Origin of the sequence: Paraburkholderia atlantica (assembly GCF_009362785.1) — a bacterium.
In the GTDB taxonomy this organism is placed as follows: Bacteria; Pseudomonadota; Gammaproteobacteria; order Burkholderiales; family Burkholderiaceae; genus Paraburkholderia; species Paraburkholderia atlantica.
Genome location: NZ_WHNQ01000004.1, coordinates 260,987 through 273,834, shown reverse-complemented (window position 1 = coordinate 273,834; position 12,848 = coordinate 260,987). Strand labels below are relative to the sequence as shown.

At 62.9% G+C, this 12,848-nt stretch carries 9 protein-coding genes; 6 read left to right on the top strand and 3 right to left on the bottom strand.

The window, feature by feature from the left end:
* Window positions 1–227 precede the first annotated feature (227 nt).
* From phnE to phnC, 3 genes are read right to left on the bottom strand one after another with little or no spacing between them, the layout of a single operon-like run.
* Window positions 228–1,067 (bottom strand): phosphonate ABC transporter, permease protein PhnE, encoded by an 840-nt coding sequence (phnE, locus tag GCT19_RS07850; protein ID WP_018434191.1) that lies wholly within the window; start codon window positions 1,065–1,067, stop codon window positions 228–230.
* Window positions 1,064–2,041, bottom strand: a complete 978-nt coding sequence (gene phnD, locus GCT19_RS07845; RefSeq protein WP_018434192.1) for a phosphonate ABC transporter substrate-binding protein — start codon at window positions 2,039–2,041, stop codon at window positions 1,064–1,066. Before phnD ends, phnE begins: the two co-directional genes overlap by 4 nt.
* A gap of 60 nt (window positions 2,042–2,101) precedes the next feature.
* Window positions 2,102–2,998 carry a phosphonate ABC transporter ATP-binding protein gene (phnC, locus tag GCT19_RS07840; RefSeq protein ID WP_018434193.1) on the bottom strand — a complete coding sequence of 299 codons (897 nt, stop codon included), beginning with the start codon at window positions 2,996–2,998 and terminating at the stop codon, window positions 2,102–2,104.
* A gap of 690 nt (window positions 2,999–3,688) precedes the next feature.
* Here phnC and GCT19_RS43275 point away from each other — a divergent pair.
* From GCT19_RS43275 to GCT19_RS07810, 6 genes are all read left to right on the top strand, one after another.
* Window positions 3,689–4,138: a hypothetical protein gene (locus GCT19_RS43275; protein WP_018434194.1), complete on the top strand. Its 450-nt coding sequence runs from the start codon at window positions 3,689–3,691 to the stop codon at window positions 4,136–4,138.
* Window positions 4,135–4,749, top strand: a complete 615-nt coding sequence (locus GCT19_RS07830) for a hypothetical protein (protein ID WP_018434195.1) — start codon at window positions 4,135–4,137, stop codon at window positions 4,747–4,749. The genes GCT19_RS43275 and GCT19_RS07830 overlap by 4 nt, the downstream gene beginning before the upstream one ends.
* Complete coding sequence (locus GCT19_RS07825; protein WP_018434196.1) at window positions 4,746–5,459, top strand: hypothetical protein; 714 nt, start codon at window positions 4,746–4,748, stop codon at window positions 5,457–5,459. The genes GCT19_RS07830 and GCT19_RS07825 overlap by 4 nt, the downstream gene beginning before the upstream one ends.
* A 270-nt stretch (window positions 5,460–5,729) precedes the next feature.
* The gene (locus tag GCT19_RS07820) at window positions 5,730–6,767 is read left to right on the top strand and encodes a M14 family zinc carboxypeptidase (protein WP_035490748.1); all 1,038 of its coding nucleotides are present in this window, start codon (window positions 5,730–5,732) and stop codon (window positions 6,765–6,767) included.
* Entirely contained in the window at window positions 6,764–7,636 is an 873-nt protein-coding gene (locus GCT19_RS07815) for an alpha/beta fold hydrolase (RefSeq protein WP_152851551.1), read from the top strand. The genes GCT19_RS07820 and GCT19_RS07815 overlap by 4 nt, the downstream gene beginning before the upstream one ends.
* A 198-nt stretch (window positions 7,637–7,834) precedes the next feature.
* On the top strand, window positions 7,835–12,673 hold the full coding sequence (locus tag GCT19_RS07810) for an NAD-glutamate dehydrogenase (RefSeq protein ID WP_152851550.1): 4,839 nt from the start codon (window positions 7,835–7,837) through the stop codon (window positions 12,671–12,673).
* The last annotated feature ends 175 nt before the right edge of the window (window positions 12,674–12,848 follow it).

Below are 12,848 nucleotides of genomic sequence, written 5' to 3'. Positions count from 1 at the left end.
CGCAGGGCGGTCGCGAGCCCGTGATTATTCCAGCAGAACGCTGGAATGGCGGAGTTGATGACTAATGCGAAGGGCCTTTGTGTAGATGGAAGCGGCGTTTTGCGGTGTGCAGCGGAAAGCTCGGGTGACGCGGCAAAAAAGAAACGGGCGAAGCCGCAGTGCGCCTCGCCCGTTCCTGTTCGCTTCGAATTGACTGGTCCGTGTCCCGCGCGCGACGCGCGCCGTCCTCAGATCACCCGCTCACGCAACCACGCCGAGCCGAGATCGATCACCGTCACGACGAGGATCACCATGATCATCACGGCGGCCGTCTGCGCATAGTTGAACGAGCGGATCCCCTCGTACAACACGACGCCGATGCCGCCCGCGCCGACCATGCCGACCACCATCGCCGAGCGCACGTTCGACTCGAAGCGATACAGCGCGTACGAGATCCACAGCGGCAGCACTTGCGGCAGCACCGCATAGACGATTTCGTCGAGACGCGTCGCGCCGGTTGCGCGCACGCCTTCGGCCGGGCGCGGATCGATTGCCTCGACCGCTTCGGCGAACAGCTTGGCGAGCACGCCGGTCGTATGTACCCACAGCGCGAGCACGCCGGCGAACGGCCCGAGGCCGACCGCGACGATGAACAGCATCGCGAAAACCATCTCATTGATCGCGCGGCACGCATCCATCAGGCGGCGCACCGGTTGCACGACCCACTTTGGCGCGAGATTGTGCGCGGACATCAGGCCAAAAGGCACCGCGCAGACGAGCGATAGCACGGTGCCCCAGATCGCGACCGCCAGCGTCACGTACATCTCGTGCACGTAGGTGCGCCACTCGGTGAAGTCGGGCGGGAAGAAGTCCGCCGCGAACTGACCCATGTTGGCGGAGTCGCTGAGCAGATCCAGCGGACGCATGTCGGCGCCGTGCCACGCGCCGCCGAGCACCGCAAGCACCGCGATCCAGCCGAGCAACGACCACCAACTGCGCTTGCCGGCACGATCTTTTGCTCGCGCCGCCTGCGCGGCGGCCGCTTCGCTCGCGTGCGCCGGCGACGTGATCAGATCGGCCGTATTCATTGCTTCGACTGTTCGCTGCTGAGCGCGCTCAGCTTCGCGTCGAGCGCGGCCAATTGCGTCTTGCGGTCGCTATCGGACAGATGCGTATCGTTCTCGATCTTCTGCTTCTGCTGGAACAGCACGATCTGGCGGATCGGCAGCAGTTGCTGATCCGAGGATGCCGAGAAGCCGCTGTATCCGGTGATGGCGGCCATCACCGCTTTTTCGTGCGGATCGGTCTTCGCGTAGTTCAGGAAGAATGTGCGCAGCTTGTCCTTCGTTGCTTGAGGCAGATCCTTGCGCCACACGAGCGGGTCCGACGGAATCAGCGGCGAGGTCCACAGCACGCGCACCTGCGCGTACTTGTCCGGGTGCTGTTGCTTCAGCGTGTCCATCATCTCGCTGTTGTTGGTCGCGATGTCGATCTTGTTGTTGACGACGGCCAGCAGATTCGCCTCATGGCTCGACGGCAGCACGCTCTTGAACGACGTATTGACCGGCGCGTTGTGCTTCGCGAACAGGTAGTAGCCCGGCACCAGCGTGCCCGACGTCGACTTCGGATCGCCGAAGCCGAGCGTCACGCTCTTCGTGTCCTTGAACACGTCGTCGAGTGTCTTGAAACGGCTGTTCACATTGGTGATCAGCAGCGAGTAGTAGCCACTTTGGCCGTCCGCGTGCTCGACTTTCGCAAATACTTCGCCATTCGAACGATCGACGGCTTCGATCGCCGACGCGTTGCCGAAATAGCCGACCTGCACCTTGTTGAAGCGCATGCCTTCGATGATGCCTGCGTAATCGGTCGCGAAGAATGCCTTCACGTCCAGGCCGGTCTGTTTCTTCATGTCTTCGATCAGCGGTTCCCAGCGTTGCTTGAGCACCGCCGACGAATCGGTCGAGATGATGCCGAGATTGATGTCCTCGGCGTGGGCCGCGGCGACACAGGTGAAAGCGGCAGCGCCGGCCGCGAGCGTGATCAGGGAGCGCAGGAGTTTCATCGGTTGAGGTCCGGTTGAGTGGATGGGAGAGAAACAGGCGGGCGCGACAGCGTGCGCGGTTCAGTTCGACGGCGCGGTGTTCAGCGCGAACGCGTAGCGCGCGGCGGCAGGGCCGGGGCCGGTTTCGGCCTGCGCGGGTGCGTCGTGAGTGTCGTCAGCGTCGTGCGTCGCGTCGTCGAGCAGTTCGCGCGCATCGTCGCCGTAGAGTTTCTTTAGCAGCGCCGGCGTCAGCGCATTGGAAGGGCCGTCGTAGACCACCTTGCCGCGACGCAGTGCGACCGTGCGCGGGCAGTACCGCATCGCGATGTCGACCTGATGCAGCGACACCAGCACCGTGATCCGATGCTCGACGTTCAGCGCTCGCAGCATGTCCATCACGCGGCGCGACGACTCCGGATCGAGCGAGGCGATCGGCTCGTCGGCGAGCACGATTTGCGCGCGCTGCACGAGCGCCCGCGCAAGCGCGGCACGCTGCTGCTGACCGCCCGACAGGTTCGCGGCCCGCTCGCGCGCATGTTCGCCGATCCCGACTTCGTGCAGCGCAGCCAGCGACAGTGCGCGTTCCGCGCGCGGGAAGCGGCCGCAGAGACGCCGCCACCACGGCAGGCGCGCGAGCGCGCCGATCAGCACGTTGGTTTCGACCGACAGCCGGTTCACCAGATTGAACTGCTGGAAAACGAAGCCGATGTCGCGACGAATGCTGCGCACTTCACGCACGATGCGGCCGTTCTGCTGGATCGGCCGGCCGAGAATCTCGATCTGCGACGGCTGCGCGTCCGACGCGGTAAAGCCCGCGATATGCCGCAACAACGTCGATTTCCCCGAGCCCGACGCGCCGATCAGCGCGACCATTTCACCGGGCGCGACGCGCAGATCGATTTCGTCGAGCGCTTTGCGGCCGTTGTCGAACGTCTTGCTCAAACGTTCGATTCGAATAGCTTCACGAATCGCTTCCATCTGTATTCCCTCGATGCAACCGGATACTGCCGGCATGTGTGGGGCTCATTCTAGAAAGCGACTGTGACGGTTGAGTGAAGGCATCGCAACGTCTAGACGACTACATGTTTCTGTGTCGAATTTTCCCGCGGCGTCATGTGACGTCGGGATGGCAGAACAAAGTCAGCTTGAAGTCACTGATTTGAACGGAGAGTGACATACGGATGACATGATTTGCGTGCAGACGGGCGAACTCGTTCATGTTGACTCTTGGCGAGGCAACATTGCGTCGTTTGCCGTCGTGCTTGATGCTCCCGGTACACGGGTCGCGCCGTCATGGCGGCGCCTTTGATCCGGAGCTTTTCACGGCCCCTTGGCTCGACGCCATCGAGGAGCTTCCCAGCCGGCGACTCTAACCGGACGACACGGCAGCGATTCTCGCTGACGCCACGGAAGGTGCGAATGCGAAACTGGCGGCGATTGATGCTTCATGGACGCAACACTAACCAGTTTCGATCCCTGACGATAAAGGCGGCGCAATGCCGCCATTTTTTCGTCCTGCGCCAGCCGGAATATGCAATAGAAATCGAGATATTCGACACAGTCGTAAATAGTTGTCAAATCGGGATTATCCCGAATTAAAGCGGTTGACCGCGGTCCTTTTCGATGATTAATTCGCGAGGTTTCGACTGAAAACTCTTGAGGAGTGTAATGGAGCAACTGAAACAGCAAAGCAGTGGGACGGATTGGACAGTGGATGAAGAATGTGACCTTTGCCGTATCACCTATTCGATCTACTCAAACTTCCCGCCGATGCCGCACGCACAGGCCCTGAACGCTGAAACCGGCGAGTTCTTTCCGTTTGACAGGGTTCGTAAGATGAAATCCGGTTATGCCATGGCCGAAGCTCTGGGTTACGCATGGGCGTGCAACTGTCGCGGACGCAAGGCAGCGCCGAAGTTTGAGGAACTCGAGCAATATTTCGAGCTTGTTGACGCGAAGACCAAGGCTCCCGTCGAAGGGATGACCTATAGGCTATCGAGCGATGGTCAATGTCTTGTCGACCACGCGTCGCTGGCAGGCGGGAGAACGCGCGCGTTCTCATTGATGCGGCATCCGAATCTGACCTTCGTGGCGTGGCGTGAGGGGGATGTGCGATGAGCGGCGCAATCAGCGAGGAGGTACGATTGCTTGCCGCGATCGCTTACGGGGAGGCATCCACGGCCAACGACCCGCATGAAATCGGGGGAATTGCGTTTGCCGTGGCAAATCGGTGTCGCGCATGGGGCGGAAAGACGGTGTCCGAGTTGCGCGCCGCAGACCCGAACTATTCGTACGCATGGGACGGCTCCAACGCTAGATTCAACAAATTGATGCGCGCCCCTGACAGTGAGATTGAACCGAATCCTGGGATGAAGCTGGCTGTCGATTGGGCTCAAAAGGCATTGGCCAACGACGGACCGGACCCGTCGAACGGTGCATTCTGGTGGGACGGGCTCGACTTCAAGACCAGATACGCGAGCCGTCCCAAGGTGCTAGACGGGTTCAAATGGGGCTCCCCATCTGACAATATTTTCGGTGTGCCAGAGAAGCGGCGGGAAGTCATCAAGTATTGGAGAGTCCGTAATAAGAAGACTGGGCAAATCGTCGACGGCGGCGAACGCGGCCGCTACGATTCGGTATGGGTTTCGACGGCCGCTCACGGTGGCACCGTATTTTGGCGGCACAACCCAGATTACCTGAAAGCTAACGGAGCAAAGGCATACCGATGAAATCCACCGTGATGCTGATGGCGGCTCTGGCCGCCATGTCGAGTAATTCTCACGCGGTCCGATCTTACGACAGTTACGATGCGTTCTATTCCGCCCAGCCGGGCGTGGTGTTTGGTGCCCCGATCAAGCAACCTGCCGGGCCTCTCCACCTTTATTCAGATCTCGGGGGGCAGGGTAGTTACACGGAACTGAGATCCACTCTGGACGGAAGGGCTTTGCGAATCGAGGTTGCAGAGAATCGCATAACGGTCAATGGCAAAAGCTATCGCTTTGCGCGCGCAACGACGTTTCCGGATGAGTATGCAATAGACATTTATCCGGGCAACGCTCAGGTGTTCTTGGCGGGAGGGACGAGCAATCGTCCTCCGCTTCTGTGTATGGAAGGGTACGGCAGTGGTTCAGGCGAAGCCGACCGGCACCAGCAGATATTCCTTTTGGTGAATCCTCTAGCTCGTAAGCCGACATTCTTGCATCTGCCAAGTCTGCTTTCGTCATGTCTGGCTGTAGTGGCGACGAAGGACGGCAAGCTTGCCTTTCCGAAGAACAGTTACCTGTTCGATGATGCACAACAATCCCGCGTTGGATTGTTAGTGTCGTACTACACGTTTGAGAATCAGCGCTTTGTCCCGGTACCGGCTCTAAACCAACTTCGGCTCAGATTTGCGCAGCCAGAGATACCGTTTCAATTTTCGGTCCAAGACAAGAACTAAGCGACCGACCATCTCTCCTGACGCCGGCTTACTTACAGAGCCGGTACCATGTCCAGAAAACCAAAGCGGTTCACCATCGTAGGATGCTCACATCATCTGCAAGTGACAGTGTCTCTAACCGCGGCACGGCCCACGCATCGACGCGGCGCTACAGCTCGATCCTACGCAACTGCCGATCGGCTCGACGCTCCCGCCCACTGACACACAGCCAGGCTATAGTGCGTGTTTTCCGGCCGTCCTTAAAAATCCCGACACCCCGGTCACGCTGTCATGCCGACTCCTTTGAGCTTTCTTCCGGACAGTTTTGCCGAATATGAAGATCTCAAGTCAATCCTCGATCAGGGCAGGGCGAGCTTCGAAATCCGCGCGGTCTGCGAGACCGAGGTACGTGGCCGGCGCTTTTCCATCTACACCGCCAGCATCGGTTCGTCCGATCCGCTCGCGCCGGCCATTGGCTTTTTCGGCGGCATTCACGGGCTCGAGCGAATCGGCTCGCAACTCGTGCTCGACTATATGCGCTCGCTGCTCGCTCGGCTCGAATGGGACGAACTTCTGGTGCGTGAATTGCAATCCATCCGGCTGATCTTTTTACCGATTGCGAATCCCGGTGGCATGTGGGCAGCGACGCGCGCCAATCCGCGCGGTGTCGATCTGATGCGCAACGCACCGCAAGACGCCGACGCGCGTGTGCCGCTGCTTGCGGGCGGCCAGCGCGTCGGCGCGTGGCTACCGTGGTATCGGGGCCGCGCGGGCGAACCGATGGAGGTCGAGGCGGCCGCGCTGCTGCACGTGGTCGAAACGCAACTCGCCGCGCGGCCGCTGAGCATCGCGCTCGATTGCCATTCCGGCTACGGCTGGAGCGACAGCATCTGGTTTCCATACGCGCGAACCCGCCAGCAGATGCCGCATCTGCCCGAAATGTACATGCTGAAGAGCATGTTCGAACACGCGCATCCGCATCACGGCTACACGTTCGAGCCGCAAAGCCACCAGTATCTGCTGCACGGCGATCTGTGGGACTACGCGTACGACCGCACGCCAGTGCCGAACATCTTCCTGCCGATGACGCTCGAACTCGGCTCGTGGCTGTGGATCAAGAAGAACCCGCGCCAGTTGTTTTCCCGGCAAGGCATGTTCAATCCGGTCATGGAGCATCGCACCGCGCGCGTGCTGCGGCGCCATGCGAACCTGTTCGACTTTCTCGCGCGCGCGGCATTTTCGTCGCAGCGCTGGCTGCCGCAAGGCAACCATCGCGAGCAGTTGCTGCAACGCGCGCTCGACCACTGGTACAGGCCGGATCGCGAATGAGCACATGGGTCCTGCTGCGCGGACTGACGCGCGAAACGCGGCATTGGGGGCGCTTGCCGGCGGCGTTGCGTGAATCCCTAGGTCAGATCCCGGACCGCAGCTCGTGCGGTCAGACGACAACCGCCATCTCCAACGCAACGACCACGACCGGCGTACGTTTGCTGCCGCTCGATCTTCCCGGCAACGGTGAATACGTGCGGCGGCGCGCGCCCGCGAGCGTCGCGGGCATCGTCGCCTTCGTGCGGCAGGCTGCGCTCGAATCGGGCGTGCCGGGCCCCTACAACATAATCGCGATGTCGCTCGGCGGCATGGTCGCGACCGACTGGGCGCAGCGTCATCCCGGCGAAATCGAACGGCTCGTGCTGATCAATACGAGCATGCGGCCGTTCAGTCGCATGCACGAGCGGCTGCGGCCGTCGGCGTGGCCGGGTCTGCTCGGCGTCGCCGCGCATTGGGGCGATGCGGCCGATGCCGAGAGCGGCATCCATCGCCTCACCTGCAACAACCTCGACACCTTGGCCGCGGACCTCGCCGCTTGGACCACGATCCGCCGCAGCGCACCGGTGAGCCGCGCGAATGCGCTGCGGCAATTGTGGGCGGCCGCCCGCTTTCGCGCGGCGCCCGCCGCGCCCGCCTGTGCATTGCTCGTTTTGTCGTCGGCGGCCGATGGGCTCGTCAACCCGGTCTGTTCGGCGAAGCTCGCGGCGGCGTGGGGCGCGCCGCATCGCGAGCATCCGTGGGCCGGCCATGATCTGCCGCATGACGATCCCGCGTGGACCGCCGCGCAGATTCGCGCGTGGCTCACTCAGCGCGCCGAGGACAGCGATGCGGCCACGCCGGGACCCGCATCGGCCAAGCCCGCGAGTTGAGCCGCTCACGACATTGCCGCGCCGCAGCGACGCGACCCCTTCCACGCCAACTGTGACGATTCTTCGACGAGCCGGCAGCGGGTATTACCTGACTTCGCGAAACGGACGCATCGCGCACGGCAGGCGCATAATTCCAAGTCAGACGTTGCCTGCGAATCACGCGATACTCACCATTGCCGCCAGCCAGGGGAGTCGATCATGCAAGCAAAGAACGAAGAAGCCGTCACGCACCTGCTGAACGATGTCGTCGAATTTGCGCGGGGGCGGTTGCCGGAACCGACCTTCGATATCGTCGAACCCTTCCTGCGGCATTACTACGATTTTGTCGACGCAGGCGATCTGCAAAGCCGCTCGATCGCCGATCTGTACGGCGCGGCGCTCGCCCACTGGCAGACCGCGCAGCGCTTCGTGCCGGGCGAGCAGCGGCTGCGCGTATATAACCCGATCCTCGAACAGCATGGCTGGCATTCCGATCACACGGTGATCGAGATCGTCAACGACGACATGCCGTTCCTCGTCGATTCGGTCTCGATGACGGTCAACCGCCATCGGCTCGCGCTGCATTCGGTCGTGCATCCGGTGTTTCGGATCTGGCGCGCGGCGGACGGCAGCATCGCACGCGTGAGCCAGGGCGCCGAAGAAGCCGGCGATACGCGCTCGCATCTGACCTCGTGCATCCATTTCGAAGTCGATCGTTGTGGCGATGCCGCAAAACTCGACGCGTTGCGCGACGATATCGCCCGGGTGCTCGGCGACGTGCGCGCGGCGGTCGAGGACTGGCCGAAGATCATCGAACGCGCGAAGCAGACGATTCAGGATATGAAGGCGCGCGAGACCGGTCCCGAGGGTGTCGAAGCGCGCGCGTTCGTCGAATGGATGGTCGCCGATCATTTCACGTTCCTCGGCCAGCGCGATTACGAACTGGTGCAGCTCGATGGCGGCTATGGTTTGCGGGCGGTGGCGGGCTCCGGTCTCGGCATTCTGCGCGATGCGCAGGGTGCGGGCGGCGCGCCGGAAGTTACGCCGTTGCCGCCGGCGGCCGCGGAGATCATCTCCGGCTCGTCGCCGATCTTCCTGACCAAGGCCAATTCGCGCGCCACGGTGCACCGGCCCGGCTATCTCGACTATGTCGGCATCAAGCTGAGCGGCGCCGATGGCAAGGTGACGGGCGAACGTCGCTTCATCGGCCTGTATACGTCGACCGCTTATTTCGTGTCGGCCGCGGAGATTCCGATCGTGCGGCGCAAGTGCGCGAATATCGTCCGACGCGCTGCATTCCTGCCGAAAGGTCATCTGGCGAAATCGCTGGTCACGGTGCTCGAAACCTATCCGCGCGACGAACTGTTCCAGGCCGACGAAGACCAGCTTTACGACACCACCCTCGGCGTGCTGCGTTTGCAGGAACATCAACGCACGCGGCTGTTCGTGCGGCGCGATCGCTTCGATCGCTTCGTGTCGTGCCTCGTGTTCGTGTCGCGCGACAAGTACAACACCGATCTGCGGCAACGCATCGCCAACCTGCTCGCCGATGCATTCAATGGCGAGAACGTCGAATTCACGCCGTTGCTGTCGGAGTCGACGCTCGCGCGAATTCATTTCGTCGTCCATGCCAAAGAGGGCGGCATGCCGAGCGTCGATACGCGCGAGCTCGAAGCGCGCCTCGTGCAAGTCGCGCGACGCTGGCAGGACGATCTGGCCGACGCATTGCTCGACGCGTTCGGCGAAGAACAAGGCAACCGCTTGTTGCAGCACTACACTGATTCGTTTCCGGCCGGCTACCGCGACGACTATCCGGCGCGCACGGCGGTGCGCGATATCGAACTGATCGAGCGCGTGCAAGGCAGCGAGCGGCTCGCAATGAATCTGTACAGGCCGATCGAATCCGGACCGCGCGCGTTCCGCTTCAAGGTGTATCGCGCAGGCATGCCGATCGCGCTGTCGCGCAGCTTGCCGATGCTTGAACATCTGGGCGTGCGCGTCGACGAAGAGCGGCCTTATCTGATCGAGGCGCCGGGCGCGATGCCCGCGTGGATTCACGACTTCGGCCTCGAACTCGCGGACGATGCCGAGTTCGACATCGAGCGGGTCAAGGATCTGTTCGAGCAGGCGTTCGAGCAGGTGTGGACCGGCACGATCGAAAGCGACGACTTCAACCGCCTCGTGTTGCGTGCGCAGCTCAATGCGCGCGAGGTGACGATTCTGCGCGCGTACGCGAAGTACTTGCGCCAGGTCGGTTCGACGTTCAGCGACGCGTATATCGAACGCGCGGTGACCGGCAATCCGGCGATTGCGCGCATGCTCGTCGATCTGTTCGTCGCGCGCTTCGATCCGGCGCTCGGCGCGGTACGCGAAGCCCGCGTCAACGCGTGTCTGGAGTCGATCGACAGCGCGCTCGACCAGGTGCCGAATCTCGACGAAGACCGCATCCTGCGGCAGTTCCTCGGCGTGATCAAGGCGACCAAGCGCACCAACTACTACCGCCACGACGCTCAGGGGCAACCGAAGCCGTACCTGTCGTTCAAGTTCGATCCCGCGCAGGTGCCCGGCCTGCCCGAGCCGAAGCCGATGTTCGAGATCTGGGTCTATTCGCCGCGCGTCGAGGGCGTGCATCTGCGCGGCGGGCGCGTCGCGCGCGGCGGCTTGCGCTGGTCGGATCGGCGCGAGGATTTCCGCACGGAAGTGCTCGGCCTGATGAAGGCGCAGATGGTGAAGAACGTCGTGATCGTGCCGGTCGGCTCGAAGGGCGGCTTTGTCGTCAAGAATCCGCCGCCGCAGAGCGAGCGCGATGCGTGGATGCGCGAAGGCGTCGCGTGCTATCAGACCTTCCTGCGCGGCCTGCTCGACGTAACCGACAATCTGGCGGGCACCGAAGTCGCGCCACCGCCTGACGTGGTGCGCCATGATCCTGACGACCCGTATCTGGTCGTCGCCGCCGACAAGGGCACGGCCACGTTCTCCGACTACGCGAATGCAATCTCGCATGAATACGGATTCTGGCTCGACGACGCGTTCGCGTCGGGCGGCTCGGTCGGCTACGACCACAAGAAAATGGGCATCACCGCGCGCGGCGCGTGGGAGTCGGTCAAGCGGCACTTCCGCGAAATGGGCGTCGACACGCAGAGCCAGGACTTCACGGTGGTCGGTGTCGGCGACATGTCGGGCGACGTGTTCGGCAACGGCATGCTGCTGTCGCCGCATATCAAGCTGCTCGCCGCGTTCGATCACCGTCATATCTTTCTCGATCCGAATCCCGATCCCGCCGCGAGCATGGCCGAGCGCGCGCGGCTCTTCATGCTCGACCGCTCAAGTTGGGCGGATTACGATCCGTCGCTGATCTCGGCGGGCGGCGGCGTGTTCCCGCGCAGCGCGAAGACGATTCCGCTGTCGCCGGCGGTGCAGGCGGCGCTCGGCACCAGCGCGGCGGCGCTGTCGCCGGCCGAGTTGATGCGCGTGATTCTGCAGGCGCCGGTCGATCTGCTTTATAACGGCGGCATCGGCACCTACGTGAAGGCGAGCCGCGAAACCAACCAGCAAGCGGGCGATCGTGCGAACGACGCGATCCGCGTGAACGGTGCCGACCTGCGCTGCAAGGTCGTGGCCGAGGGCGGCAATCTCGGCTTGACGCAACTCGGCCGCATCGAGTTTGCGCAGCATGGCGGCCGCATCAATACCGATGCGATCGATAATTCGGCCGGTGTCGATTGCTCGGATCACGAGGTCAACATCAAGATTCTGCTGGGCCTCGTCGTCGCCGATGGCGAGATGACGGAGAAACAGCGCAATGCACTGCTTGCGGAAATGACCGATGAAGTCGGTCTGCTCGTGCTGACGGACAACTATTACCAGACGCAGGCTTTGTCGATCGCGGGCCGCTTCGGCGTCGAGCTGCTCGATGCAGAAACCCGTTTGATGCGCTATCTGGAGAAGGCTGGGCGGCTCAATCGGGTGATCGAATTTCTGCCCACCGACGAAGATGTCGCCGAGCGCGCAGCCGCGAAACAGGGGCTGACGACACCCGAGCGCGCGGTGCTGCTCGCGTACAGCAAGATGTGGCTCTACGACGCGCTGCTCGAATCGTCGATGCCGGAGGACCCGCTCGTCAGCGACATGTTGATCGAGTACTTTCCGAAGCCGCTGCGGCAGCGTTTCCGCGAACCGATGCAGCGCCATCCGCTGCGCCGTGAAATCCTCGCGACGCATCTGACCAATGCGCTCGTGAATCGCGTCGGCTGCGAGTTCGTGCATCGGCTGATGGAGGAGACCGATGCAGAGCCCGGCGACATCGTGCGTGCCTGCATCATGGCGCGCGACGTGTTCGATCTCGATCAGATCTGGCGCAGCATCGACGCGCTCGACAACCGCGTCGCCGACGACGTGCAGGCACGCATGTTCGCGGAGGTCGCACGGCTCGTCGAACGTTCCGCGCTGTGGTTCCTGCGGCATCTGCAAACGGGCGCGGCCAACGGCGACGTGACCGGCCTGCTCGCGCGCTGTCGCGATGCCGCGCAGCGTCTTGCCCCGCAATGGCCAGCGCTGTTGCCGGCCGCCGATCTCGAAGCGTTGTCGGAGCGGCAGCGGGCGTTCGTCGATGCGGGTGTCGATAGCGATCTCGCGGTGCGGATCGCGAGCGGCGAGGTGTCGGCAGCGCTACTCGATATCGCCGAAGTCGCGTCGACGTGCGAGCGCAATCTAGAACAGGTTGCGGGCGTCTACTTCGCGCTCGGCACGCTGCTCAACTACAGCTGGATCAGCGAGCGCGCCGCTTCATTGCCGGCGCCGACGCATTGGGACATGCTCGCGCGCGCATCGGCGCTTGCCGAACTCGCCCGGCTCAAGCGGGCGCTGACCACGAGCGCATTGGCTGGCGCGACCGATGCGTCGACGCCCGATGCGCTGGTGCAAACGTGGCGCGAGAAACGCGCGGCGCAGCTCGAGCGTTATACGCGTCTGCTGACCGATTTGCGTGCGACGGGTGGCGCGAGTCTTTCGGTGCTGCTGGTGGTCGTGCGGGAGATGGCCGCGCTCGAGCGGGCGTGAGCCGCGCGAATGGTGGAAAGGGCGCTTGGGGTGCTGGCGGCACGGCGACACATCAGGTCCGATTCCTGCGGCCGGGTGTGTCGTTGTCATCCATAATACCGGGTGCTTGCCGACCACTTCGGTCGTGCCATACCCGACAATACCCAACCATACCCAGCCCACTCACGGACGCCCG